At 61.3% G+C, this 24,071-nt stretch carries 27 protein-coding genes; 19 read left to right on the forward strand and 8 right to left on the reverse strand.

Annotated elements, in window-relative coordinates; all coding sequences use genetic code 11:
- Positions 1–37: 37 nt before the first annotated feature.
- The 5 genes from VOI22_RS10765 (at position 38) to VOI22_RS10785 (ending at position 3,851) form a co-directional block, all read left to right on the forward strand.
- Complete coding sequence (locus VOI22_RS10765; RefSeq protein WP_323796490.1) at positions 38–1,114, forward strand: iron ABC transporter permease; 1,077 nt, start codon at positions 38–40, stop codon at positions 1,112–1,114.
- Positions 1,111–1,893 (forward strand): ABC transporter ATP-binding protein, encoded by a 783-nt coding sequence (locus VOI22_RS10770; RefSeq protein WP_323796491.1) that lies wholly within the window; start codon positions 1,111–1,113, stop codon positions 1,891–1,893. Before VOI22_RS10765 ends, VOI22_RS10770 begins: the two co-directional genes overlap by 4 nt.
- 108 nt (positions 1,894–2,001) lie before the next feature.
- Entirely contained in the window at positions 2,002–2,676 is a 675-nt protein-coding gene (locus VOI22_RS10775) for an ABC transporter ATP-binding protein (protein WP_323796492.1), read from the forward strand.
- Positions 2,673–3,272, forward strand: a complete 600-nt coding sequence (locus VOI22_RS10780) for an energy-coupling factor transporter transmembrane protein EcfT (protein ID WP_323796493.1) — start codon at positions 2,673–2,675, stop codon at positions 3,270–3,272. Before VOI22_RS10775 ends, VOI22_RS10780 begins: the two co-directional genes overlap by 4 nt.
- A 27-nt stretch (positions 3,273–3,299) precedes the next feature.
- A complete protein-coding gene (locus tag VOI22_RS10785; RefSeq protein WP_323796494.1) occupies positions 3,300–3,851 on the forward strand; it encodes a biotin transporter BioY in 552 nt (183 codons plus the stop codon).
- 61 nt (positions 3,852–3,912) lie between these two features.
- Here the strand turns inward: VOI22_RS10785 and VOI22_RS10790 are convergent, their stop codons facing one another.
- The 6 genes from VOI22_RS10790 to VOI22_RS10815 all read right to left on the reverse strand — a co-directional run bounded on the left by VOI22_RS10790 (position 3,913) and on the right by VOI22_RS10815 (position 10,487).
- Positions 3,913–4,209, reverse strand: a complete 297-nt coding sequence (locus VOI22_RS10790; protein ID WP_323796495.1) for a hypothetical protein — start codon at positions 4,207–4,209, stop codon at positions 3,913–3,915.
- 110 nt (positions 4,210–4,319) lie between these two features.
- The gene (locus VOI22_RS10795) at positions 4,320–5,276 is read right to left on the reverse strand and encodes a PLP-dependent transferase (protein WP_323796496.1); all 957 of its coding nucleotides are present in this window, start codon (positions 5,274–5,276) and stop codon (positions 4,320–4,322) included.
- Between the two features lie 2 nt (positions 5,277–5,278).
- Positions 5,279–6,421, reverse strand: a complete 1,143-nt coding sequence (locus VOI22_RS10800; RefSeq protein ID WP_323796497.1) for a hypothetical protein — start codon at positions 6,419–6,421, stop codon at positions 5,279–5,281.
- Positions 6,422–6,442: 21 nt separating this feature from the next.
- Positions 6,443–7,987, reverse strand: a complete 1,545-nt coding sequence (locus tag VOI22_RS10805) for an acetolactate synthase large subunit (RefSeq protein WP_323796498.1) — start codon at positions 7,985–7,987, stop codon at positions 6,443–6,445.
- Positions 7,988–8,104: 117 nt separating this feature from the next.
- Positions 8,105–9,373: a polyhydroxyalkanoate depolymerase gene (locus tag VOI22_RS10810; protein ID WP_323796499.1), complete on the reverse strand. Its 1,269-nt coding sequence runs from the start codon at positions 9,371–9,373 to the stop codon at positions 8,105–8,107.
- A gap of 157 nt (positions 9,374–9,530) precedes the next feature.
- Positions 9,531–10,487 (reverse strand): S1C family serine protease, encoded by a 957-nt coding sequence (locus VOI22_RS10815; protein WP_323796500.1) that lies wholly within the window; start codon positions 10,485–10,487, stop codon positions 9,531–9,533.
- A gap of 553 nt (positions 10,488–11,040) precedes the next feature.
- Here VOI22_RS10815 and VOI22_RS10820 point away from each other — a divergent pair.
- The 3 genes from VOI22_RS10820 (at position 11,041) to VOI22_RS10830 (ending at position 14,318) form a co-directional block, all read left to right on the forward strand.
- Positions 11,041–11,556, forward strand: a complete 516-nt coding sequence (locus VOI22_RS10820) for an HAD family hydrolase (protein WP_323796501.1) — start codon at positions 11,041–11,043, stop codon at positions 11,554–11,556.
- Between the two features lie 125 nt (positions 11,557–11,681).
- The gene (locus tag VOI22_RS10825) at positions 11,682–13,853 is read left to right on the forward strand and encodes a malate synthase G (protein ID WP_323796502.1); all 2,172 of its coding nucleotides are present in this window, start codon (positions 11,682–11,684) and stop codon (positions 13,851–13,853) included.
- A 9-nt stretch (positions 13,854–13,862) separates the two neighbouring features.
- The gene (locus VOI22_RS10830) at positions 13,863–14,318 is read left to right on the forward strand and encodes a GIY-YIG nuclease family protein (RefSeq protein ID WP_323796503.1); all 456 of its coding nucleotides are present in this window, start codon (positions 13,863–13,865) and stop codon (positions 14,316–14,318) included.
- A gap of 9 nt (positions 14,319–14,327) precedes the next feature.
- On the opposite strand, the gene VOI22_RS10835 is transcribed toward VOI22_RS10830, so the two are convergent.
- Positions 14,328–14,540 (reverse strand): hypothetical protein, encoded by a 213-nt coding sequence (locus VOI22_RS10835; RefSeq protein WP_323796504.1) that lies wholly within the window; start codon positions 14,538–14,540, stop codon positions 14,328–14,330.
- 375 nt (positions 14,541–14,915) lie between these two features.
- Here VOI22_RS10835 and VOI22_RS10840 point away from each other — a divergent pair, with 375 nt between their 5' ends.
- From VOI22_RS10840 to VOI22_RS10890, 11 genes are all read left to right on the forward strand, one after another.
- Complete coding sequence (locus tag VOI22_RS10840) at positions 14,916–15,986, forward strand: methyl-accepting chemotaxis protein (RefSeq protein WP_323796505.1); 1,071 nt, start codon at positions 14,916–14,918, stop codon at positions 15,984–15,986.
- A gap of 29 nt (positions 15,987–16,015) precedes the next feature.
- A complete protein-coding gene (locus tag VOI22_RS10845; RefSeq protein WP_323796506.1) occupies positions 16,016–16,252 on the forward strand; it encodes a hypothetical protein in 237 nt (78 codons plus the stop codon).
- Positions 16,249–16,395 carry a hypothetical protein gene (locus VOI22_RS10850; protein WP_323796507.1) on the forward strand — a complete coding sequence of 49 codons (147 nt, stop codon included), beginning with the start codon at positions 16,249–16,251 and terminating at the stop codon, positions 16,393–16,395. The genes VOI22_RS10845 and VOI22_RS10850 overlap by 4 nt, the downstream gene beginning before the upstream one ends.
- On the forward strand, positions 16,392–17,447 hold the full coding sequence (locus VOI22_RS10855) for a Rieske 2Fe-2S domain-containing protein (RefSeq protein WP_323796508.1): 1,056 nt from the start codon (positions 16,392–16,394) through the stop codon (positions 17,445–17,447). The genes VOI22_RS10850 and VOI22_RS10855 overlap by 4 nt, the downstream gene beginning before the upstream one ends.
- A complete protein-coding gene (locus tag VOI22_RS10860) occupies positions 17,444–18,205 on the forward strand; it encodes a hypothetical protein (RefSeq protein WP_323796509.1) in 762 nt (253 codons plus the stop codon). Before VOI22_RS10855 ends, VOI22_RS10860 begins: the two co-directional genes overlap by 4 nt.
- Entirely contained in the window at positions 18,205–18,477 is a 273-nt protein-coding gene (locus tag VOI22_RS10865) for a hypothetical protein (RefSeq protein WP_323796510.1), read from the forward strand. Before VOI22_RS10860 ends, VOI22_RS10865 begins: the two co-directional genes overlap by 1 nt.
- A 170-nt stretch (positions 18,478–18,647) precedes the next feature.
- Entirely contained in the window at positions 18,648–19,829 is a 1,182-nt protein-coding gene (locus VOI22_RS10870) for an acetyl-CoA C-acyltransferase (RefSeq protein ID WP_323796511.1), read from the forward strand.
- Positions 19,830–19,841: 12 nt separating this feature from the next.
- Positions 19,842–21,041 (forward strand): acyl-CoA dehydrogenase family protein, encoded by a 1,200-nt coding sequence (locus VOI22_RS10875; RefSeq protein WP_323796512.1) that lies wholly within the window; start codon positions 19,842–19,844, stop codon positions 21,039–21,041.
- A gap of 12 nt (positions 21,042–21,053) precedes the next feature.
- The gene (locus VOI22_RS10880; protein ID WP_323796513.1) at positions 21,054–22,196 is read left to right on the forward strand and encodes an acyl-CoA dehydrogenase family protein; all 1,143 of its coding nucleotides are present in this window, start codon (positions 21,054–21,056) and stop codon (positions 22,194–22,196) included.
- A 179-nt stretch (positions 22,197–22,375) separates the two neighbouring features.
- Positions 22,376–23,038 carry an HAD family phosphatase gene (locus tag VOI22_RS10885; protein WP_323796514.1) on the forward strand — a complete coding sequence of 221 codons (663 nt, stop codon included), beginning with the start codon at positions 22,376–22,378 and terminating at the stop codon, positions 23,036–23,038.
- Positions 23,039–23,218: 180 nt separating this feature from the next.
- On the forward strand, positions 23,219–23,503 hold the full coding sequence (locus VOI22_RS10890; RefSeq protein ID WP_323796515.1) for a GIY-YIG nuclease family protein: 285 nt from the start codon (positions 23,219–23,221) through the stop codon (positions 23,501–23,503).
- 94 nt (positions 23,504–23,597) lie between these two features.
- On the opposite strand, the gene VOI22_RS10895 is transcribed toward VOI22_RS10890, so the two are convergent.
- Entirely contained in the window at positions 23,598–24,056 is a 459-nt protein-coding gene (locus VOI22_RS10895; protein ID WP_323796516.1) for a tetratricopeptide repeat protein, read from the reverse strand.
- Positions 24,057–24,071: the final 15 nt, after the last annotated feature.

Genomic DNA, 24,071 nt, shown 5'->3' on the forward strand with positions numbered 1-24,071 from the left:
CCGGGGCCGGCCAGCTTCCTCCTATTGCGAGAAAAGCATGACGCATTCGCTCCAGCAGAACCGGCCCCGGCGCCGGACCCAGGACCAGAACGACTACAGCTCACTGACAAACAGGCGGTTCGGTGTGGCCCTCGCCGGCTTCATGCTGGTTGCCATGGCCGCTATCGCCGACATGCTGATCGGGCCGTCTTTCCTGAATGTCTTCGATGTCGTCGCCGCCCTGATTGATGCCGACGGCGCAGGCGATCCGATGGCAGTCGTGATCGTGCACGATATTCGCCTGCCGATGACCCTGACGGGCCTGATCGTCGGGGCTTCGCTCGGAATTGGCGGCGCACTCATGCAGACAATCCTGGGCAACCCGCTCGCCAGCCCCTACACGCTCGGCTTTTCCGCTGCGGCTGGCCTCGGCGCGTCGATCGCCATCCTGACCGGCTTCTCACTCGGCCCCTTGTCCGCCTTCAGCGTTCCACTCGCCGCTTTCAGCACCGCATCACTCGCGGCCATTCTCGTCCTCGGACTTTCCTGGCGGCGCGGCATGAGCGCGGAGGTCATGGTTCTGGCCGGCATCGCAACCCTGTTTCTGTTCCAGTCGCTGCAATCCCTGATCCAATACATGGCCTCGCCGGAAATCCTGCAGGAGATCGTGTTCTGGGTCTTTGGCAGCCTGCTGAAAGCCGACTGGACCAGTGTCCGGGTTTCCGGCTCGATCCTGATCCTCGGGTGCCTTCTGATCCTCCCGAATTTATGGCAACTGACGGCGCTCCGCCTTGGCGATGCGCGCGCAGCCAGCCTGGGTGTGAAGGTCAAACCGCTCCGGCTCAGGGTCTTTGCAATCGTCGCCCTTCTGACGGCTGGCGCCGTCTCCTTTGTCGGCACCATCGGCTTCATCGGCCTGGTCGCCCCGCATATCGCCCGCATGCTGGTCGGCGAGGATCAACGCCTGTTGCTGCCCCTGTCCGGCGTCGCGGGTGCAGGCATCATGATCGGCGCATCGATCGCCTCGAAACTCATCGCTCCCGGCGCCATCGTTCCGATCGGCATCGTCACCGCGATTATCGGCGTGCCTTTCCTGTTCGGGCTGATCCTGAAGCAACGGAGGGCATACTGGTGACACTGCTCGTGAAAGACCTGTCCCTTAGCTACGGCCGCACGGAGATCCTGCGGGATATCAGCTTCAGCCTTCCAGCCGGGTGCCGGGCCGCGCTGATCGGCCCGAACGGCACCGGAAAATCGAGTCTTCTGAGGGCAATTGCCGGCCTGCAACAGCATGGCGGAACCGTCTCTCTGCTCTCGGGCGAACGGCCGGAAGATGCCATTGCCTATATGCCACAGGATACCGGAACGGCTTCAGCCCTGACCGTTCTCGAGGTTGTGCTGCTTGGCCGGCTGCGAAGCCTCGGCATGCGGGTCGCCGAGAAAGATCGGGAGGCAGCCCTCGAAGCGCTTGCCATCTTCGGACTCACTGACCTGCAATTGCGAACACTGGGGCACCTCAGTGGCGGCCAGCGCCAACTTGTGTTCCTGGCCCAGGCGCTGGTTCGCGCGCCAGCCGTCCTGCTGCTTGACGAGCCGACAGCCGCTCTCGATCTGCGTCATCAGATCCTTGTCCTCGATATTGTTCATAAACATTGCCGGGAGCACGGGATCCTCGCCATCGCCGCCATGCACGACCTTGGTCTGGCAACCCGCTTCGCCGACCAGATTATCAGCCTGTCGGATGGAAGCATCCTGGCGACCGGCACTCCCGAAACGGTCCTGACGACCGCGACGATCGAAACGCTTTACGGGGTCACCGCCGAGATCACCCGTACTGCCTCTGGCGGTTTTGCCATCACGCCGACCGGGCTTTCAAACCCGCCCGGCAGCCGGGAAGAGCGCGTTTCGGCTTGAATTTCCGCGCTTCCTCAGGCAGAAGCCCTGCACTCCCTATCCGGTTCATGACCGCGCGGCATATCGGCACGCGCCCTGGTTTTGAGAACCGGCGAAGAGGAAGTTGCATTGATCGCATTCGAAACTGTCAGCGTGACGGCGGGAGACCGGACCGTTCTCGCGGACATCAACCTGACGCTGCGGGAACGGCGGATTGCCGTGATCGGCGCCAACGGGTCTGGTAAATCGACCTTCGCCCGGCTGATCAACGGCCTGCGCCGGCCAAGCACCGGTGCCGTCACCGTGGACGGCCTCGATACCGTGAAGGCCGCGAAGGAAGTCCGTCGGCAAGTCGGCTTTCTGTTTCAGGATCCGGACAACCAGATCGTCATGCCGCTGGTGGAAGAAGACCTCCGCTTCAGTCTGAAGGCTCTGAAACTCAGCCCGGCGGACGAGGACGAGCGGATCGAGCGCATCCTCGACAGCTACGGGCTGACCCATTTGCGCAATCAGCCTTCCCACAGCCTGAGCGGCGGCGAAAAGCAGCTGCTCGCGCTCGCCAATTCAATGCTCCGTGAGCCGCGCTATCTGGTGCTGGACGAGCCGACCACCCTGCTCGACCTGAAAAACCGGAAGCGGGTGATGGCTGCCATCGAAGAACTGTCGCAGACGGTGATCTGCGTCACCCATGATCTTGAGATTGCGGCGACCGCTGAACGTGTGCTGGTGCTGGCGGACGGCCGTATCGCTTTCGACGGCCCCGCGACGGATGCCATCGCGGCTTACAGGGAGATGGCAGGGTGAAACTGTCGCTCTATGTCCGCCGGGACTCCCTGGTTCATGCCCTGCCCGCCGGATGGAAACTCAGCCTGCTGCTCATAACCGGGCTGCTGATCCTGTTCACAGATGACGCACGGCTGCTTGGTGCCGGTCTAGTCATGGTGTTGATCGGGTTTCCGCTGGCCCGGCTGCCGTTATCGGAAATCCTCCATCAGGCCCGCCCGCTGCTGATTGTTCTCGCGATCTTCTTTGCGGCACATGCCACGTTCACGTCGATCGATACCGGAACAGTCCTGACGTTGCGGTTCGCCATCATGATCGCCTGCGGCCTGCTGCTGACGCTTACGACACGCGTCTCGGATCTGATGTCCGTGCTTGAGCGCGCGCTTCGGCCGCTTGCGCCGCTCGGGCTCAATCCGGAGAAGACCAGCCTTGTTTTCGCCATGACGATCCGCTTCATTCCGGTCTTGGCTGAAACCTGGGAAACTGTCCGCGTGGCACAACAGGCCCGCGGCATGGACCGCAATCCGCTCGCCCTGCTGATCCCGATGACGGTGCTGACCCTGCGCCGCGCCGAGCAGATCAGTGATGCCATAGAGGCGCGCGGTGTCGATCTCTAACGCCAGAATTTTCGGAGGCTCTCAATCATGACCACACGCGACCTTGTCCTGATCGCGCTTTTCGCAGCGATTACCGCCGTGCTCGGGCTTTTCCCGGCCCTCACGCTTCCGATTACCGGAGTGCCGGTGACGGCGCAGACGCTTGGCGTCATGCTGGCCGGCTCCATCCTCGGCGCCCGGCGCGGCGGCCTGGCGCTGGTCGTCTTTCTGGTGCTGGTCGCTGTCGGCCTGCCACTGCTTGCCGGCGGACGCGGCGGCGCGGCGGTCTTCTCGGGCGTCACTGCCGGTTTCCTGTTCAGCTGGCCGGTTGCGGCCTTCGTGATCGGATGGCTGACGGAAAAGACCTGGGACCGGTACGCGCTCATCCACGCGGTCTCGATCAATGTCTTTGGCGGCATCCTGATCGTTTACGCCGGCGGGATTGCCTGGATGGTAGCGGTTGCCGGCATTCCGCTCGACAAGGCGCTCTATGGCTCCCTGCCGTTTATTCCGGGCGATGCGCTCAAGGTCATCGCCGCAGCCACGGCCGCTGTCGCCCTGAAGCGGTACCAGCAACATCCACTCGGCCGGACGGCTTGAGAGGTTCAGAAATAAAAAAGCGGCCCTCAGGGGCCGCTTTCATTCCAGTCTGAAGAAAAATTCAGACTGCGATATCGAGGGTCGTGCCCCTGTTCGGATCACCGGAACCCGGCAACCGACTGTCATTGCCCAGTGCGGCCGCACCTGGATTCTGGTTCTCGCCACGATCAGCCGAAGTGTCCGTCACGTTCACCACTGTCGGCTCGCTCGGGGTAGCATCGACACTGGCGCCGTTTGCGCCGATCTGCTGCTCGCCCTCATCACCTTCGGCCGCAGGCCGTGAAATCGGCTCTTGCTGCGTCTGAGTGACGTTTCTGAGGTCTGCTACCGATGCGCTTACTGCTGGCCCAACAGCCATGTTAGCCTCCAACCGACATTAGGAACCGATCCTGTTTCCTGCTCACAGAATAGAGATATTCGTTCGAAGTTTCAATTCAAGTCTGATTACAGGCATTTCGGCAGCCCCATTCAACCGAACGCCGCCTGAAAGTCCTCTATCAGACCATCCGGGTCTTCTGCCGGAACACCGAACCGGACAAGCCCGTCCGGAAATCCGAGGACGCGGCGGATTTCTTCCGGAACAGCCTCATAATCCCTGTGTGCATAGTGCCAGAAGGTTCCCGGCTGGCCCGGAACCAACCCTGGCCGAAACCAGGCCAGGCGCGCCAGAGCCGCATCCACTTCTTCCGACCGGCCCTGAAAGGTAACCGACAGATCGGGGCAGCCGCCGCCGGGGTAGAAAAGCTCCGCAACGCACGCATGATCCTTGAGGAAAGCGGCGAGCTGCGCCGCCGCCGCCGCACGCGCGGCTATATGCCCGGGTGCGGCGCTCAAAGCCAGCCGCAGCGCCTCAGCCTCCGCCGGGCCCGGCATTGCATCAAATGCTCTCTGCAGATAAGCGAAGCGATCCTCGGCAAACCCGGAATTCTCGGAAAAAGCGACCAGTCCTCCGCGACCGGCATCGGCGGGTGCGGATGTGAAAACCATGTCACATCCTTCCGCAAGCGGCTTGACCGCTTCATGGCCCAGCACCGAGTTATCGACCAGAACCATAATGTCGCGGGCTTTCGCAAATTCCACGACCCGCGCGAGGTTCGCACGGGAAAGCCTGGGTCCAGATACGGTTTCGACCCAAAGCAGCCGCGTCTCGCCGGTGACAGCCACCGCCAGCGCGTCAAGGTCCGCCATATCAGCGAAACCTACCTTGAGACCGGCGGAACGGCGCCGGACGGATTCGATCACACGGTACGTATCGGGATGGGCTCCGTCGGAGAGAACCAGATGGGCGCCTCCGTCCAACATATCGAGCACTGTAGAAATCGCCACGGGAGCCGAGACGAAAGCATATCCGTTTCCGCCTCCATTGGCCGTTGCGAATGCGCGCTCGAGCGCGACCAGCTCGGCCGGTTTTTCCATCCGGAACATTTTTAGCTTCCGCTTAGGATACGAATGCTGACGCGCGAGAGGGAACTGAGCTGCTCGAACCGTAGATACCGCATCGAGGAATCCCCGACATAGGTCCGCCAAAGATCGATGGAATGGTCGATCCGACTCATGGAATCGCCAATCTGGAAAAAGCGCTTCCCGGACTTGTGCAGAAATTCGATGAACGGCTCCGGACTCTTGTGATCGCGGAAAAGTGTTTCATACGAGTTACGATATTCAGCCAGCATCAGATGCACTGCTTTCCAGCGCTTCTGGTAAAGCTTACGCCATTGACCGACCTGATCATTCAGGGTCGCCTGCGCAGTAGCCGGCATGCTGTCAAGCGGACGAGACTCTGTATTGAGCCAATTCGCAAAATCTTTCCAGATTTCCTGCCGGCGAGAAAAAATATGCTCGTAATAGATGACGCCTTTCCAGGCGTACAAAGTGTCCGACGCGTCGCTATCCTGGATCTGCATGGCCTGGAGCAACGGCTTCAGGGCCTCCATGTCGCTGGCGTCCCAGAGCTTGTTGACCAGCGTCTTCAGATAGCTGGCGCGGTTTGCATCGGTGACACCTTCAAATGCCGTTTCCACGATCGGCTGGAACTGCTTCATGACATGGTCGCGTACACGACCGAATTCAGCGGCGGTCATCTCGAAATAACCCGGATGCGGATCGAACCCCTCGGCCTCCATCCGCTCCCGAAACAGGAACGGGTCGACCGAGGGAAGATCATCCAGAATTTTCAGAATCTTGAGATCGGCTTCGGCTTCCGCGGACTCCGGGGAATCCGACATGCCGGCCTGAAATTGCAGCGCGGTCCGCAGGTTCCGGTCATTCAGGAAAATGGACCGGCCGCCGTCGAGATCCGCCTTCTCGCTGTAGGAGAAGAAAACCTTGGTCCCGACAGGCTTCGTCGCCGATTCCCGCATATCGTCGTCGGGATAGGTTTCCTTCATGAAGATCGCGTTGTTCAGATCCCGCGTCTTGAACAGGAACTGCCCCGGCGCACCACCTTCGGCAAGAACGTTACGATGCAATGCCGCGCAGTTGAAAACCCGGGAAGACCCGGCCTGCAACATGCGCGACAGCTGCTCAACGGCTAGCCGCTCTATCGAGACACGTTTACGCGTATGACCCATTACAAGAATTTTATACCAAAATTACATCCAGGCCTCGATCAAATGTGGTCCCGGTTCATTCAACGCGCGTTCGAACTGCTCGTTGAATTCTTCCGCGGTCGTAGCCCGGGTCGCCGAAACTCCCATGCCGCCAGCCAGTTGCCGCCAGTCCAAATCCGGACGGCCGATCTCCAGCATGTCGAAGGCCTTACGGCCCGGGTTTTCGGCGCCGACATTCATCAGTTCGCCCTTCAATATCTCATAGGTTCTATTCGCGAAGATAACGTTAACGACGTTGCACTTCTCGCGCGCCTGGGTCCAGAGCGCCTGCAACGTATACATGCCGCTTCCGTCGCCTTCGAGGCAGATCACCTTGCGGTCCGGACAGGCGATCGCCGCACCGGTCGCGAACGGCATGCCGATGCCGATGGAGCCACCGGTCAACGACAGCCAGTCATGTTGCTCGGTACCGGCAGTGAAGGGCATCAGCCCACGGCCGGACGTCACGGACTCATCGGCGATAATGGCGTCTTTCGGCATCAGGTGGCCGATCGCCGCCGCGATGCTCTCCGGCGTAAGCGCGCCGCTCATCAACGCCGGCTTTTCCGCCTTCTGACGGATCGGCTCGATATCAGTCGCTCCGAGCTCTTCCGCAATGGCGGTTAGGGCGTCCAGCAGGTCATACCCTTCCGGCGCCACATCGACGACAGTGCAGCCTTCAGGGATCAGCACGCTGGGCTTGTTCGGGTAAGCAAAGAACGCCACCGGTATGGGCGCGCCCAGCAGGATCAGGTTCTTGACCGTTTCAAGCTGCTTCAGGGCGATGTCCACCGGATACTGGATACGCTCGACCGGCACCCGGCCGGCACCACGCTCCCAACGCCTGTTGCTGGTCTTGCAGCTCAGGCGGCAGCCTGTCTTCGCCATGATGCGGCCGGCCATCTCCAGCGCCTCGCCCATCAGCGCGGTGTCGGAAATATGGATCATGCACTCCTCGCCGGAGGTCAGAGCCGCTGCGGCCGCGCGAATAGCATCGGCTGATGCTTTCGGACGGGCAACCGGCGCAACCGGGGCGGCCGGGCCGTTGGACTCTTCCCAGGCGGTGTTTGCCGGCAGGATCAATGTCGCCACCTGACCGGGTACGCCCATGGAAGCGGCCACCGCTTCCGCGCCATCGGCCGCAACGTCCTTGGAGGACCGAGAAGTCTTCACCCAGTCGGAAACCGGGCGGGCGATACCTTCGATATCGGCGGTCAGCGGCGCGTTATATTCGACGTGATAGGTCGCATGCTCGCCGACGATATTGACGACCGGCGTAAAGGCCTTCTTCGCATTGTGCAGGTTGGCAAGACCGTTGCCGAGGCCCGGGCCGAGATGCAGCAGGGTAGACGCCGGTTTCAGCGCCATCCGTGCGTAGCCATCCGCCATGCCGGTGACGACGCCCTCAAACAGGCCGAGCACGCAACGCATGCCCTCGACCCGGTCGAGCGCAGCGACGAAGTGCATCTCCGACGTACCGGGGTTGGAAAAACATACGTCCACTCCGGACGCGACAAGGGTCCGCACCAGGCTCTCAGCGCCGTTCATTTTTATCCTCTGGGATCAGGGAGTCGAAAAAAGAACAGCGATGATGGCGCCGCGCCTTGCAAAGCGCAAGCGCAGTCGCCTCATGCCATTCGTTCCGATTGCCGACGGATAAAGCAGTCAGCTCGCGATTGCGTGCACCTTTCGGGCCTTGCCGCCGAGCTCATGATCGTGCTCGCGGATGAAACCCTTGACCACCGGCGCAATCTCCCGGCGCCAGCGTCCACCGTTGAAGACGCCGTAATGGCCGACATTCTTCTGCAGATGGTAATGCTTCATCGAGTCCGGCAGGTTCGGCGTCATGTCGAGAGCGGCCTTCGTCTGGCCGACACCGGAAATGTCGTCGAGCTCACCTTCGACACACAAAATGGCGGTTCGGGTAATCTGCTCGGTTTTCACCGGATTCCACCGCGCCATCATCTCGCCTTTCGGCAGGGAATGTTTCTGAAACACGGTTTCCACCGTCTCCAGATAAAACTCCGCCGGAAGATCCATGACCGCCAGATATTCATCGTAGAAGGCCTTCTTCTTGTCAGCCTCCTCCTCGTCGCCCTGGACCAGGTGATCGAACAGCTCGTTAAGCGAGATCATATGCTTATCGAGATTCATCGAGATGAAATTGGTGAGCTGGATGAAACCCGGGTAAACCCGTCGGCCCATGCCCGGATAGGGTGGCGGGACCACGGTTACGACATGGCGCTCGAACCATTCGATCGTATGTTCCTTGGCAAGCTTGTTCACCGCCGTCGGGTTGCGTCGGGTGTCGATCGGACCGCCCATCAGTGTCATTGAGGCTGGTGCACAGATATCGCCCCAGCCTGACATGATGGAAACGGCGGCCAGCGCCGGCACACTCGGCTGGCAGACTGCCAAAACGTGGGTATTCGGGCCGAGGTAATGCAGGAAGTCGATGATGTAATCGATATAATCGCTGAGATTGAACCGGTCGGCCGTGATCGGCACGTAGCGGCAATCGGTCCAGTCGGTCACGTAGACATCATGGTCTGGCAGCATCGTTTCCACGGTACCCCGCAACAATGTTGCGTAGTGCCCTGAAACCGGCGCCACCACCAGCAGCTTCGGATCGTTGCGTTTGGTCTTCGTGTCGCGCTTGAAATTCACCAGGCTGCAATAGGTGCGGTGAATAACGACCTCTTCCTCGACCGCGACATCCTTGCCGTCGATCACCGTCTTCTCGAAACCCCAGTCGGGTTTGCCGTAGCGCCGGGTAACCCGCTCGAACATTTCCGCGGCGGAATCGATCTGTTTGCCCAGCGGGGTATAGGAAAGCGGACTCCAGGGCGCCGTCACCGTGTTACGCACAGCTTGCGCTCCCATCCGCCATGGCATGATCGCCATGCGGGTCGCTTCATACATATGATACAGCATCGCTTAAGCTCCGCGTTCCGGCGGACGCACACGTCCAGGCACGATCGCCTGTCGTAAGGTCCGCTCAATAACTACACAATATTGACATTCAAATTGCTGCATTGCACCAAAGAAAGCGTGCAGCCATTCCCGCCTGCCGGAATGTGCTGGCGCCGACTTAGTGCAGAGCGGGCGACTTCAGCAGCGCGTCCCGCGCTATGGACCGAACATTGGCGCTCAACATTTCGCCGTTGCGAACGAGAGACAAAGGCACGGTCACCCCGGCTTCGCCAAGGGACCAGACATGCCGGAAGAACTCCGCCAACGACTTGATCTTCTCATCATCCACGGCGACGACAATGTCGCCGACCTTGATATCGGCGTCCTCCGCGGGCCCGTTTTCGCTGAGCGCCGCGACCACCACCTGATCCTGAATTTCCGTCCCGAAAAGGCCAAGCCAGGGGCGCGGTGGCTTTTCCACCCGACCGAAAGTCGACAGTTGCTCAAGGATCGGCTTCAACAGATTGATCGGGACGACCATATTGCCGTCGACCGCCGTATCCTCACCGGTCTGCTGCACCATCAGCGATCCGATCCCAAGCAGGCTGCCATCCGGCCCGATCAGCCCGCAACCGCCCCAGCTAGGGTGCGCCGGCGCCGTGAAAATTGCATTATCGATAAGGTATTCCCAGTAACCGGCAAATTCGCGGATGGCGATCACCTCGGCTGCAATCGCGCCTTTACTACCGCCAAGACCGGCGAGCACGACAGAGTCACCCTCACTCAGAATATCCGAATCGCCGAGCGGCAGGGCCGGCAGGTCGAGATGGCCGAGGGCCTGGATGAGGCCGAAACCGGTCTCCTGATCGTAGCCCAGCACATGGCCTGCGACCGCACGGCCAAAATTATCCATGATCCAGACCTGCTCGGCTTCCGTGACGAGATAGCCGATGGTCAGAACCAGACCGTCTTCCCGGATAACGACACCATTGCCGCTGCGTTCCGTGCCAAGCAGGTTGGCGGTATAGGCGTCGTCGGGGATCGCCGTGCGAACGCCAACGATGGAAGCGTAGATACGATCAAGGTCGTACGCATAATCTTCCTGGTTGGGCGTGTTTGCGCTTTCCTGTTCCATCAATGTCCTGGCACTGCGACCGTTTCGTCCCTGTTTTGGGTCAGTATACAGGGCCGCTTCGCTGTTGGAAGGGCATCGCCCCATCTCGAGGAGAAGAGCATGATCCCGTCTCAGGGAGACAGGGAGACTCTACGGGCAAAGGTCAGTAGATCTGCACTGCGTCCGGCCTAGCGACCACGCATATAGCGCCTTTCCGGGCGATACGGATGCAACAGTGTATGTACCGACTTGCGAAGGATTTCCATAAAGCGGACCATTCTGTCCAACTCCGATTGTTGGATCGGTCCGCCCCGCACGCTCTTGCGGCTGGCCTGCCCGATCCGGGTTTGAACTGTTTCATGGCAATGCAATCGTCGGGCCAGGAAATGACCGCTACATCACGTTGCCCAGAATGCGATGTAGGGATGAAAATATCGTAAAGAAACCGGGGGCTTTGACTAAAAAACGCACATTGCGGACGGGCTGTGAACAATGTCACTCCCACCTCCGCGAAATCCGGAACGAACACCGCACGACTCTAATTTGACCAATTGATCATCATACTGGCTAGAGAATGAGTAAAAGACCGGCAGCCTTCCTCGATCGTGACGGTGTCCTAAACCGGGATACCGGCTATGCGCACCGCCCGGACGAGATTGAATGGATCGACGGCGCCATTGAAGCCGTCACCTTGCTCAAGGCGCGCGGATATCTCGTCTTTGTTGTCACCAATCAATCGGGGATTGCCCGCGGCTATTTCAGCGTGGCCGACGTCGAGGCGTTGCATCACTGGATGAATTCTCGGCTGCAAGAACATGGCGGCGCAATCGACGATTTCCGGATCAGCCCCTTTCATCCGGATTTCGACGATGGCCGGTTCACCGACCTTGCGGACTGGCGCAAACCGAAGCCGGGAATGCTGCTTGATCTTCTCGCGCACTGGGATGTCGACCTCTCCCGCTCCTTCATGATTGGCGACAAGACAACCGACATGGAAGCCGCCGAAACGGCAGGGCTTCCGGGCTATCTCTTTAAAGGCGGCGATCTGCTGGAGTTTGTAAACGGCCTCCTGCCTCAAGCCCCGGATTGAGCGCCCGCACAATAAAATGGTTTCGGTTTCCGCATTGCGGAACCGGCGCTTGCGCGCCGGGTGGCAGATCAAGAGGATGCGCCGCAATTCACGAAACATAGAACCTACGCGGAAAGGGCCTCGCGATGACCAGCCGGATCCAGATCGGCACTCTGCAGATCGACCAGACGCTCTACAATTTTATCAATGACGAAGCCCTCCCTGGCACCGGCGTCGCTCCGGAAGCTTTCTGGGCTGGATTCGAGCGCATCGTCGGCGAATTCGCGCCGAAGAACCGGGCGCTGGTCGCCAAGCGCGGTGAGCTGCAGAATAAGATCGACACCTGGCACAAAGCCAATCGCGGCGCCGGTTTCGATCTCGAGGCCTACAAGCTCTTCCTGAAAGATATCGGCTACATCGTGCCGGAAGGCCCCGCCTTCTCCGTCGGCACCGATCATGTCGATGCGGAAATTGCTACTGTCGCCGGGCCACAGCTCGTCGTTCCGGTGATGAATGCACGCTACGCCCTGAATGCCGCGAATGCGCGCTGGGGCAGCCTCTATGACGCGCTCTACGGCACTGACGCGATCTCGGACGAGGGCGGTGCTGCCGCCGGCGGCGCCTACAACCCAGCCCGTGGCGCCAAGGTCATCGCCTGGGCCCGGGATTTCCTGGACAAATCTGCGCCGCTCTCCAGCGGCAGCCATGCGGATGCGACCGGCTACAGCGTTGTCGAAGGCCAGCTTTCCGTCTCGCTGAAAGACGGCACGACGACCGGCCTGAAGGCCCCGATCCAGTTCGCCGGATACAAAGGTGATGCGAGTGCGCCGAGCGGCATCCTGGTGCGCAACAACGAGCTGCATTTCGAGATCGTCATCGATCGCGGCCACATGATCGGCAAGGACGATGCGGCCGGTATCGCCGACGTCATTGTCGAAGCGGCACTGACGACCATCATGGATTGCGAAGATTCGGTCGCGGCGGTCGACGCAGAGGACAAGGTGCTGGCCTATCGCAACTGGCTCGGCCTGGCGAAAGGCGATCTCGCCGACAAGTTCGTGAAGGGCGGCAAGGAAGTCACCCGCACGCTGAACCCGGACCGCATCTACACCGCCCCCGATGGCGGCGAAGTCCGGTTGCACGGGCGCAGCCTGATGCTGGTCCGCAATGTCGGCCTGCTGATGACCAACCCGGCCATCCTCTATGATGGCGACAAGGAAATCCCGGAATGCCTCATGGACGGTGTGTTCAACGCCGCCATCGCCCTGCATGACCTGCGCGGCGAAAACAAGGGCGGCAACAGCCGCGCCGGCTCGGTCTATACCGTGAACCCGAAAATGCACGGCCCCGAAGAAGTCGCCTTCATCGAAGCGCTCTTCACCGAAACCGAAAAGTTGCTCGATCTCGCGCCGAACACCTTGAAAATGGGCATCATGGACGAGGAGCGCCGGACCACGGTGAACCTCAAGGAATGCATCCGGGCAGCCAAGGACCGCGTGGTCTTCATCAATACCGGCTTCCTCGACCGCACCGGCGACGAGATGCACACCTCCATGGAAGCGGGCCCGATGATCCGCAAGGGCGACATGAAAGCCTCTTCCTGGATCAAGGCCTACGAGGACTGGAACGTCGATATCGGGCTGGAATGCGGCCTGCAGGGCCATGCCCAGATCGGCAAGGGCATGTGGGCCATGCCGGATCTGATGGCGGAAATGCTGAAGCAGAAGAAGGGCCATCCGGAAGCCGGCGCAAACACCGCCTGGGTGCCGTCCCCCACCGCCGCCGTGCTGCATGCCACGCACTATCACGAGCTGAACGTGAAGCAGCGACAGGATGAGCTGAAGACCCGCGGCCGCGCCAGTCTGGACGATATTCTGTCGATCCCGGTTGCCACGCGCCCGAACTGGGACGCGGAAACCATCCAGCAGGAACTCGACAACAACGCCCAGGGTATTCTCGGCTATGTGGTCCGCTGGGTCGATCAGGGGGTCGGTTGCTCCAAGGTGCCGGACATCAACAATGTCGGGCTGATGGAAGACCGCGCGACCCTGCGGATTTCCAGCCAGCATATCGCCAACTGGCTGCATCACGGCGTCTGCGATGCGGCCCAGGTCGAGGAGACCATGAAACGCATGGCCAAAGTTGTCGACGGCCAGAATGCCGGCGATCCGGCCTACACGCCGATGGCCCCTGACTTCGACAAGAGCATCGCCTTCCAGGCCGCCTGCGACCTGGTGTTCAAGGGCCGTGAGCAGCCGAGCGGTTATACCGAACCGGTGCTGCATGGCCGCCGTCTGGAAGTTAAAGCGAAAGCGTAGAGAGGCGGCATGACCAATCCGGCGTTGGGGGAATTTGCCCCCATCGTCCGCGATCTTGTCGGAATACCGGCACCGGAACTCCTGAGTGGTGATGCCGCCCAGCCGGTACCGGGGAGTTACCTGCTCCTGCTCGAAATCGCAGAGCCCCAGACAATCACCATCAGGAAAAGAGACTCGCGCCTGCCCGCCGGTCTCTTTGTCTATGCGGGCAGCGCCCACGGCGCGGGCGGGCTGAAAGCCAGGCTGACCCGGCATTTCCGCAAGGAAAAGAAACAGCACTGGCACATCGACCGGATCACGACAAAGGTCCGGGCCATGCGGGCGCTCTGTTATCAAGGCATCTCGGAGTGCGAATTACGCGCGCGGCTTCACGCCAGCGGCAGATTCTCGGCCCCGATAACGGGGTTCGGCAGCAGCGATTGCACAAGCTGCCCCACACATTTTCTGGAGTTCAGCGGAGGCTAGGTTCCGGACCTAGTCGTCGTCTTCCGATCGCGGCCGCAGACCGAGATCCATGACCTGCTTGCGGGCGTCCTCATCCTCGACACCTACCATTGCTGACAACAGCATTGCTGCAGCAACGACACCTTCCATGTGCGCTTTCAAAGGCGAAAGACCGCGCTCGAAAGATTCTTCGACCGTCTCATGGTAGGCGTCTTCGATCATGCTTCTGGTGCTGTCGTCCACGATGACCTCTGTCAGGAATGAATCGTCTCAAGGCCTAGTGATTCGAGAGAAGCAATGCAACGCGTTTGCCCATGAAAAATACTCGCTTTTCGGAAAATATCTTTTTGGCTTTCAGGCATGGAAACACGGCAGAACGATCGGGGGAAACAGATACACTCGCGAGACGGGAATCCACTGCGAGGTATTTGGTGCGGAGATCCTGCGCTTCAATGCACTTATTTCGGGTTTCCGCGAAACCGCCTTGTTGCGATCACCCCCTGACAAATGATCACAAAACCTTGATGCGGCATTTGAATACACATCCCGCTACCAATCTGGCCTTAGGTTGCCCTCAACGCAGGCGCGAGCAGCGCAAACTTACGGGAATGCGGCTTAATGGATGTAACAGAGCTGATCGCCGGCTGCGGCCTCAATCGGGAACGAACCGCAGCACTACCCAGAGTGTGGGAAAACCACGTTGAAAAGGAACTGGGCGACGCCCTGAGCGCGGTCTACAGATTCTGCCACTCCTACGATGGCCTGACCGGTTTTCTGTGGGAACAGGACGAGGCGACGTGGGTCACCAATCAGAAAACCCGGTGGGATTCGGTATTCAAGTCGGGCATTGGGCCTGCCCATGTCGAACAGGTCCGGGAATTCGCTCGCAGCGATCTGGAAAGCGCCATGAATCCGGCGGTCTATGGGCAGTTCTTTGCCTGTATGGGGCGCGAACTCGCGACGCGGGTGCTCGCGACCGGAAAGGGCTCGCCGGACTCGCACGAGGCCGCAATCCTGATCGGCACGCTGATGAACGCCGAGGCGACAATCGCTTCCTCCGCCTATAGCGAGGCGCAGACCGAAAAGAACCAGTCCACCATCGAAGAGCTGACCGGCATGATGGGCCAGAATGTTGGCGATATCATCGGCGGGGTGGCGGGCGCCTCCGACAAGCTTTCCTCGAGCATGGCCACGATCAGTCAGAATGTCGGGCGCAACCTCGATCTCGCGACAGGCATCTCCGGCACCGTGGATTCAGCGGTCTCCAAACTTTCCGAACTGTCCTCCGCCATTGACGGCATCCTGAAACTGCTCGACGGCATCAAATCGATTGCCGGACAGACCAACATGCTGGCGCTGAACGCGACCATCGAGGCGGCCCGGGCCGGCGAGGCCGGACTCGGGTTCGCCGTTGTCGCCCGTGAGGTCAAGATGCTGGCCACGGACAGCCGGGAGGCCGCCGACGGCATCGCGGAAATGACAAACCGGCTGAGCGATACGCTCGGCATGGTCCAGTCCGGGTTCGCGGAGATTACCGAGCGGGTGTCGACCATGGTGCGCTCTATCGAGGAAAACGGCGCGGCGGCTGACGAGCAGCACCGGGCGACTGGAGAAATCGCGGACCGTATGGCCCGGCTCGGACAGGAAATTGATGAGTCCATCTCGGGCATTCGTCGACACTACGGCTGACGAGTGGTGAACAGGGGGAGAGCACACCGATGATTGAGGTCACGGCTGTCGAAACAGTGCAGAGCATTTTCGCCGCCGCCAGTTATTACGGCTATATCGGCATCGCGGTGGCTGCAGCTTTTCTCCTCTACGGGGTCGACAGGATCGATCCCAGCGCGCGGGGAAGCTACCTCTTCCGGCTGTTCCTGATCCCGGCAGCGGTGGTGTTCTGGCCGGTGATCCTGTGGCGCTGGGCGCTTGTCGCCCGGGGAAGGACTGAGCCATGAAGCGCCCTCATCAGCGCTGGCACCTGCGGATCTGGATCGCTCTGGCCATCTTGCTCCCGGGCTTCCTGCTGGTCACTGTGTTGCAACGCCAGGACCGACCGATCGAACCGCCGCTCCAGCTCGACACGGGAGCGGCGCAATGAGCGTACAGTACCGGCCCGTCACCTGGACCCGCAACAAAGTCGCCTACGATCTCGTCCTCGGGTTTGGCATCGCCGCCTTCATTATCCTGTTCCTGCGTTATGTGCCTGGCTGGCTGGAAAGCCCCCGTATCAGCGGCCCGCAACTGCGCATGCGGGCCTTCGGCACCTGCGCTTTCCTGCTATTGACCATTCTTCTCAGCATCGGCCCGCTGGCCCGGCTGGACAGCCGATTCCTGCCGCTGCTCTACAATCGCCGGCATTTCGGTGTTGCCATCTTCTTCGTCGCACTGGCGCACTCACTTGCCGTGGTCGGCTGGTATCAGGCTTTCGGTCCGATCGACCGCTATGTCGCCCTGCTGGCATCGAACACCTCCATCACGTCCTGGCAGGCCTTTCCGTTCGAATATCTCGGCATTTTTGCTCTTGGCATCCTTTTCACCCTGGCCGCGACCAGTCACGATTTCTGGCTGAGTTTCCTCGGCGCGCCCGTCTGGAAAGCGATCCACATGTCCGTTTATGCGGCCTATGCCGCCATCGTCGCTCATATTGCTCTCGGCATTTTGCAGTCGGAACACTCTCCCTGGCTGCTCGGCCTGACTGGCGTCAGCGTTTGTCTGGTCTGCGGTCTGCACATCGCGGCAGGACTACGCGAGCAGGAGGCATCGGTAGCCCCCTCCGTCAGCGCCCCTGACGGTAACTGGGTTCACGCCGCAAACATCGTCGATCTGCCCGACGAGGGCGGCGTCACGGTCTTCCTGCCGACCGGCGAGAAGGCAGCCCTCTTCCGTTACGACGGCAAGGTATCCGCGCTCTCCAACGCCTGCGCGCACCAGAACGGGCCACTGGCGGAGGGACGAATCATCGACGGCTGCGTCACCTGCCCCTGGCACGGCTACCAGTACCGGCCGGAGGATGGCTGCTCGCCAGCGCCATTCACCGAGAAAGTGGCGACCTACCGCCTACGCCGCGAGGGGGACCGCATCCTGATTGACGCCAACGCACAGCCTCCCGGAACGCCGGTGCCGCCAATTCAACTGGAGCAAGGCGGATGAGCCAATCCTCCAACGACTTCTTCGTCGGCTACCTGAAAACACCGCCGAAGCTCGCGGCCTTCCTCGCTGTTGTTACGATTCTGCTGATCGGGCTCGGCATCGGTGGCGGCTTCGCTCTGCTGGCGGGACAGCCGGATTACGGCGATGGCGGTTTCAAGGGCGGCTACAAGGAGCATCTCGGCGTACTGCAAGCCGCGCCTTATCCGATGCTACGGCTCCCGCCGGACGAGGCACACCCCGACGGCCGAACCATCCTGCTTTCCAACCCCGGCAAGCGTGGTGCACAGAAGCGCGCGGCGCAGCATGACGGCAAAATCGTCGACGTGGGCGGAGTGTTCATCACCCGAGAGGGCACAAGCCTGCTTCAGGTCGGCGGCGCCGCGAAAATCCGCCCTGCACAGGAACCAGCTCCCCTCGCCGGATTTGTGCCCGCCGCGGATATTCCGCTCGGTCCGGTGACGTTACGAGGCGAGATCGTCGATACGAAATGCTATCTCGGTGCCATGCGGCCCGGTGAAGGCAAGGTGCACAGGGCCTGCGCCAACCTCTGCCTGATGGGGGGCATCCCGCCAATGCTTGCGGTCTTCCACGAAAACGAAGCCCCGACGCTGCTGCTGCTGACGAATGCAGCGGGCGAAGCCTTCGACGCCGATATTCTCGACTTTGTCGCGCCCTATGTGTCCGTCACGGGCGATCTCTACCGCCGGGGCGATCTGCTGATGCTGCGCACCGACGCCAGCCGGATCGGCTTTCTCTGATGCGCCCGGCGGATCTCCTCCGGCTCCTGCTCGGTCTGGTCTATGCCGCCGCGGCCGGATGGCTGCTTTACGATTATTCGGACGAAGCGGCATCCCTCCTGCGGGGTCGCTGGCTGAAGGATCTGTGGCCCGGCGCGGAGAAGGTCATACGGGTGAGCTGGCTTTACGATCTGCGGATCGTCGCGGTGCCCCTCTATGCTGCGCTCGGCCTCTGGATTGCCGAACGGATCTGGCAGTGGCTGACGGCTTTCCTGCCGAAAGGGCACCGCTAAGTTAATCTGTCGGCCCGTCCCGCACACCCGCCCCCGTGCCATAGCCCGACGATTCCGCAGCTCTTCTGATCGCCTTCAATTTCGCCAAGCGAAACCGAATTTCGAAAATACTTGTCGGCCTCCCCGGCTCTTCGATATGACTTAGGAAAAGCACTAGGGAGGAAAGAAGAGTGAAAGAGGCAGTCGTTCTATCGACCGCCCGCACGGGACTGGCAAAATCCTTTCGCGGCGCCTTCAACGACACGCACGGCGCGACCATGGCCGGGCATGCGCTCGAACATGCGGTCAAGCGCGCCGGTGTCGAACCCGGCGAGATCGAGGATGTGATCCTGGGCTGCGGCCTGCCGGAAGCAGCAACGGGCAAGAATATCGCGCGGCTCTCCGCGATCCGCGCCGGCCTGCCTGTGACCGCCGGTGGCGTTACCGTCAACCGGTTCTGCTCGTCCGGCCTGCAGGCCATTGCCATGGCGGCCCAGCGCGTCATCGTCGACGGCGTGCCGGTGATGGCGGCGGGCGGCGTTGAATCCATCAGCCTGACCCAGGCCAACCTGAACCAGACACGGCTGGAAGAGGCCTGGCTAATGGAGCATAAGCCAGAGCTCTATCATTCCATGATCGAGACGGCGGATCTGGTCGCGACCCGCTACGGCGTCAGCCGCGAGGCTCAGGATGCTTATTCCGTACAAAGCCAGCAACGCACCGCGGCCGCCCAGGACGCTGGGAAATTCGATGACGAGATCGTCCCGATCACCGTCGAGAAGCTGGTGAAGAACAAGGAAACGGGCGAGGTCAGCCGGGAGACCGTTACCCTCGTGAAAGACGAATGCAACCGGCCGGGCACCACACAGGAGGGCCTCGCGGGCCTCGCTCCGGTGCGCGGCGACGGGCATTTCATCACCGCCGGCAATTCCAGTCAGCTCTCGGACGGAGCGTCGGCATGCATTATCATGGACGGCAAGCTTGCGGAGCAGCGCGGACTTGAGCCGCTCGGCATTTTCCGCGGCCTCGCCACCGCCGGCTGCGAGCCGGACGAGATGGGCATTGGCCCGGTCTTCGCCGTGCCGCGCTTGTTGGAGCGGACCGGCGTCAAGCTGGAAGATATCGGCCTCTGGGAGCTGAATGAGGCCTTCGCCTCGCAGGTTCTCTATTGCCGCGATAAACTCGGCATTCCGGACGAGATACTGAACGTAAACGGCGGCTCGATCTCGATCGGCCATCCCTACGGGATGACCGGCTCGCGCATGGTCGGGCACGCCCTGATCGAAGGAAAGCGCCGCGGCGCGAAATATGTAGTGACCACGATGTGCGTCGGCGGCGGAATGGGCGTCGCCGGGCTCTTTGAAGTGGCATAAGGGAGCAGACAAATGGACTTGAATTTCACCCCGGAGGAACAGGCGTTTCGTGATGAAGTACGCGCCTTCCTGCAGTCCGATCTTCCGGACGATATCCGGGCCAAGATGAAGGGCGGCAAACGCCTCGTCAAAGACGACTATTTCCGCTGGCACCAGGCACTGTCCAAGCGTGGCTGGCTGGCTACGAATTGGCCGAAGGAATATGGCGGCCCCGGCTGGACGCCCGTGCAAAAGCATATCTTCGACGAGGAATGCTACTCGGCCGGCGCCCCACGCATCCTGCCCTTCGGCGTCAACATGGTCGCCCCTGTGATCATGAAATTCGGCAGCCAGGAGCAGAAGGACTATTACCTGCCGCGTATCCTCGACCTGACCGACTGGTGGTGCCAGGGCTATTCCGAACCGGGCTCCGGCTCCGACCTTGCCTCCCTGCGATGCAGCGCGAAACGCGAAGGCGATCATTATATCGTCAACGGCCAGAAGACCTGGACCACGCTCGGCCAGTATGCCGATCACATCTTCTGCCTGGTCCGCACCGATCCGGATGCGGCCAAGCCCCAGCAGGGCATCTCTTTCCTGCTGATCGACATGAAGACGCCGGGCATTACTGTCCGCCCGATCATCCTGCTCGACGGCGAGCACGAGGTGAACGAGGTCTGGTTCGACGATGTGAAGGTGCCCGCCGAAAACATCGTCGGCGAGGAGAACAAGGGCTGGACCTACGCCAAGTACCTGCTGACGCACGAGCGTACCGGTATCGCCAATGTCGGCGCCTCCAAGGCCGGCTTGCTGCATCTGAAGGCGATCGCCCGCGACCAGATGAAGAATGGCCGCCCGCTGATCGAGGACCCGCTGTTCCGCAACCGCCTCGCCAAGGTGGAGATCGACCTGTTGGCCCTGGAGATGACCAATCTCCGGGTTCTGGCTGAAGTCCAGTCCGGCGGCGCGCCTGGGCTGGAAAGCTCGATCCTGAAGATCCGGGGGACCGAGATCCGTCAGGAGCTGACCGACCTCGCTCGCCGGGCCCTTGGTCCGTACGCACTGCCTTTCCAGTCGGAAGCGCTCGACGAAGGCTTCAACGGCGAGCCGGTCGGCCCCGATTACGCGGCGCCGAAGGCCCAGCAATATTTCAACATGCGCAAGCTCAGCATTTATGGCGGATCGAACGAGATCCAGAAGAACATCATCGCCAAGGCCGGGCTCGGACTCTAAGGGATCAGGAACATGGATTTTTCGCTCAGCGAAGAGCAGCGGATGCTCAAGGACACGGTCGAGCGCCTGGTACGCGAGACGTATGATTTCGAAAAGCGGCAGAAGATTGCCGACACAGAGGAAGGTTTCTCCCGGGAAGTCTGGGGTCAGCTTGCCGAACTCGGCCTGCTCGGCGTGCCGTTCCCGGAAGAATTCGGCGGCCTCGGCGGCGGCGGTATCGATCTGATGATCGTCGGTGAAGCAATCGGCCAGGGCCTGGTTGTCGAGCCCTATCTCGCGACCGTGGTGCTCGGCGGCGGGTTGGTCGAACTTCTCGGCTCCGATGCCCAGAAGGAAGAGATCCTCGGTGCCGTTGTCGGCGGCGAGAAACTGCTGGCCTTCGCCCATGGCGAGCCGGATGGCCGCTACGAGACCGCCCATGTACGCGCCACGGCCGAGAAAATCGACGGCGGCTGGAAACTCACCGGGCGCAAGTCCGTGGTGCTCAATGGCGGCGAGGCGGACACCCTGATCGTCTCCGCCCGTGTCAGCGGCGCCCATGATGACGAGGACGGCATCGGTCTGTTCCTGGTCGACAAGGACGCGGCGAACCTGAAGCTGCACAGCACGCCGGCCATCGACGGCACCCGCGTGGCCGAAATCGCGATCGACGGTGTCGAGATCGCCGAGGACGCGGTGCTCGGGACGCCAGGCGCCTGCTTCCATGCCATCGAGGAAGTACTGGCCCGCGCCATCATCCTGCTCTCCGGAGAAGCGGTCGGCGCCATGACCATGGCGGTCGATACAACGGTTGAGTACCTGAAGACGCGCAAGCAGTTCGGCAAGGCTCTCAGCCAGTTCCAGGTGCTGCAGCACCGGGCCGTCGAGATGCGGATCGCGCTGGAGGAAGCCCGGTCACTCGCCATCCTGGCCGCCGCCCGTCTGGGCGAGCCCCGGGGCGTGCGCGAACTTGCCGTGAGTGCCGCCAAATCCGGCATCGGCCGGCATGCCCGCTTCGTCGGCGAGCAGGCGGTCCAGCTGCATGGCGGCATCGGCATGACCTGGGAAGTCCCGGTCGCGCACTACACCAAGCGGCTGATCATGCTCGACCACCTGTTCGGCGATACCGACCACCACCAGGAACGCTTCGCCACCCTGTCCGACGCGGCGGCTTAAAGCCTGCGCTCTACACACAAACCGTCATCCCGTCTTTCGACGGGATGACGGAAACTGGGATAACGGTTTGGTGTGGAGATGAAGGTTTTGTTTTAGCTTTCAGGTGCCGACCATCCAGCGGTGACAGCACCCTCTAAATTGCGTAGACCGGAGCTCCCTTCTCCTGACCGGAAGCACTCATGTTCTCCGCCATCATCTTCGACTGCGACGGCGTCCTCATCAATTCCGAGTCGATTCTCAGAGACTATTACCGGCGCTTTCTCGCCGGACTCGGCCTGAATTACGAACAGCATGCCTACAGCCAGCGCTTCAAGGGCAAGTCCTGGCCACAATTCACCACGATGATCGAGGCCGAATATCTGGAAACCTTCGGCAAGCCGCTACCCGAAAGCAGCTATGACGGCATCAAGGACGGAACCTGGGCGGAGTACCAGCGCTCGCTGAGACCGACTGACGGCATAGACGCTCTGCTCGACAGCATCACACGCCCCAAGGCCGTCGCCTCGAACAGCCATGCAGCGTCGCTCGAACGCAAACTGCGCCATACCGGGCTTATCGAGCATTTTGCCCCGCACATGATCTCCCTCGAAGATGTCGAGAACGGCAAACCGGCGCCGGACATGTTCCTTCTTGCCGCCGAGCGGCTTGGTGCCGCCCCTCGCGAGTGTCTCGTCATCGAGGACAGCGTGACCGGTGTCGCCGCAGGCGCCGCAGCGGGCATCACGGTCTGGGGCTATGTCGGCGAAAGCGGCGGCGACCCGGACCTGCCGGAGATGCTCCGGACGGCCGGTGCGAGCGAGATCTTCGCCCATCACGACGAGATCCGGCAGCGGCTTGGTTGAGTCATTTCTAAGACGAACGAGGACGCCTTCCCTAGGTTCCTGCTTTCGCAGGAATGACGACCGGAGAAGATCCAGCCTCACTCAAAAACCGTCATCCTCGCGAACGCGGGGACCCAGGGGATCGCTAAATCACACCTCAGCAAAGCTAAAAAGAACGGCTGCCCCTCCCATGGCACAACCATGCAGCCATTCATCTACATCCTTGCGAGCAAACGAAACGGAACACTCTATACCGGAGTGACATCGGACCTTGCCGGGCGGGTATCCCAGCACAGATCAGGGTGTGTGCCCGGTTTCACCGCCAGGTACAACCTGCAGAAACTCGTCTATTTCGAACCACACGATTCGATGGACAGCGCTGTCAGACGAGAGAGACAGGTGAAAAAATGGCGGCGGCGCTGGAAGCTTGAGATGATCGAGCGCCACAACCCGCAATGGCACGACCTTTATTCGCAGCTGTTCTGAGTGCATCGCCCTTTGATCTTCTGGGTTCCCGCGTGCGCGGGAATGACAATTGAGGGAGAGCAGGCAAAAGAGGTGGTTGGGGTAAATCCCGATACTACCCCAGTTCCATCTCCGCCATCGCGATGCGGGCGTCGTGGAAACGCGGGTTCAGGGCGAGACACTGCTCGTAGCAGGTCCGGGCGTGATCCTTGTTGCCGGCGGCAGCGTAGACCTGGCCGAGCGTGAACCAGGGATCCGGATCCGATGGATTGAGGTAGATGGCCCGGTTGAGGGCACTGGCGGCGGGCTCAAGCCAGCCGGCCTGGAAGCAGGTCATGCCGAGCTGGCGCTGGTGATCCGCGTCCGCCGGATCGAGCACGGCGGCCTGACCAATCAGCCGGGCTGCCTCGTCATGCCGGCCATTCTGCATCGCCAGGATACTCTTGACGTGGAGCGAACGCGGGCTTTCCGGCTGATCTTTCGTGACCCGCCGATAAAGGTTCTCCAGCCGTGCCGTGCCGATGTTCACCACCCGTCCCACTCGGGACTGGCTGTCTTGCGAGGTCCGTTCCATGACGAGACCACCTTA

The organism is Nisaea sp. (assembly GCF_034670185.1).
GTDB lineage: Bacteria > Pseudomonadota > Alphaproteobacteria > Thalassobaculales > Thalassobaculaceae > Nisaea.

Excerpts from the sequence above, each read along its gene's own strand:
- VOI22_RS10785 (WP_323796494.1), top strand. The coding sequence starts at position 3,300 with ATGACCACACGCGACCTTGTCCTGATCGCGCTTTTCGCAGCGATTACC.
- VOI22_RS10895 (WP_323796516.1), bottom strand. The coding sequence starts at position 24,056 with ATGGAACGGACCTCGCAAGACAGCCAGTCCCGAGTGGGACGGGTGGTG.
- VOI22_RS10790 (WP_323796495.1), bottom strand. The coding sequence starts at position 4,209 with ATGGCTGTTGGGCCAGCAGTAAGCGCATCGGTAGCAGACCTCAGAAAC.
- VOI22_RS10815 (WP_323796500.1), bottom strand. The coding sequence starts at position 10,487 with ATGGAACAGGAAAGCGCAAACACGCCCAACCAGGAAGATTATGCGTAC.
- VOI22_RS10825 (WP_323796502.1), top strand. The coding sequence starts at position 11,682 with ATGACCAGCCGGATCCAGATCGGCACTCTGCAGATCGACCAGACGCTC.
- VOI22_RS10840 (WP_323796505.1), top strand. The coding sequence starts at position 14,916 with ATGGATGTAACAGAGCTGATCGCCGGCTGCGGCCTCAATCGGGAACGA.
- VOI22_RS10845 (WP_323796506.1), top strand. The coding sequence starts at position 16,016 with ATGATTGAGGTCACGGCTGTCGAAACAGTGCAGAGCATTTTCGCCGCC.
- VOI22_RS10850 (WP_323796507.1), top strand. The coding sequence starts at position 16,249 with ATGAAGCGCCCTCATCAGCGCTGGCACCTGCGGATCTGGATCGCTCTG.
- VOI22_RS10860 (WP_323796509.1), top strand. The coding sequence starts at position 17,444 with ATGAGCCAATCCTCCAACGACTTCTTCGTCGGCTACCTGAAAACACCG.
- VOI22_RS10890 (WP_323796515.1), top strand. The coding sequence starts at position 23,219 with ATGCAGCCATTCATCTACATCCTTGCGAGCAAACGAAACGGAACACTC.
- VOI22_RS10800 (WP_323796497.1), bottom strand. The coding sequence starts at position 6,421 with ATGGGTCATACGCGTAAACGTGTCTCGATAGAGCGGCTAGCCGTTGAG.
- VOI22_RS10765 (WP_323796490.1), top strand. The coding sequence starts at position 38 with ATGACGCATTCGCTCCAGCAGAACCGGCCCCGGCGCCGGACCCAGGAC.
- VOI22_RS10805 (WP_323796498.1), bottom strand. The coding sequence starts at position 7,987 with ATGAACGGCGCTGAGAGCCTGGTGCGGACCCTTGTCGCGTCCGGAGTG.
- VOI22_RS10810 (WP_323796499.1), bottom strand. The coding sequence starts at position 9,373 with ATGCTGTATCATATGTATGAAGCGACCCGCATGGCGATCATGCCATGG.
- VOI22_RS10855 (WP_323796508.1), top strand. The coding sequence starts at position 16,392 with ATGAGCGTACAGTACCGGCCCGTCACCTGGACCCGCAACAAAGTCGCC.
- VOI22_RS10880 (WP_323796513.1), top strand. The coding sequence starts at position 21,054 with ATGGATTTTTCGCTCAGCGAAGAGCAGCGGATGCTCAAGGACACGGTC.
- VOI22_RS10885 (WP_323796514.1), top strand. The coding sequence starts at position 22,376 with ATGTTCTCCGCCATCATCTTCGACTGCGACGGCGTCCTCATCAATTCC.
- VOI22_RS10865 (WP_323796510.1), top strand. The coding sequence starts at position 18,205 with ATGCGCCCGGCGGATCTCCTCCGGCTCCTGCTCGGTCTGGTCTATGCC.
- VOI22_RS10820 (WP_323796501.1), top strand. The coding sequence starts at position 11,041 with ATGAGTAAAAGACCGGCAGCCTTCCTCGATCGTGACGGTGTCCTAAAC.
- VOI22_RS10795 (WP_323796496.1), bottom strand. The coding sequence starts at position 5,276 with ATGTTCCGGATGGAAAAACCGGCCGAGCTGGTCGCGCTCGAGCGCGCA.
- VOI22_RS10875 (WP_323796512.1), top strand. The coding sequence starts at position 19,842 with ATGGACTTGAATTTCACCCCGGAGGAACAGGCGTTTCGTGATGAAGTA.
- VOI22_RS10830 (WP_323796503.1), top strand. The coding sequence starts at position 13,863 with ATGACCAATCCGGCGTTGGGGGAATTTGCCCCCATCGTCCGCGATCTT.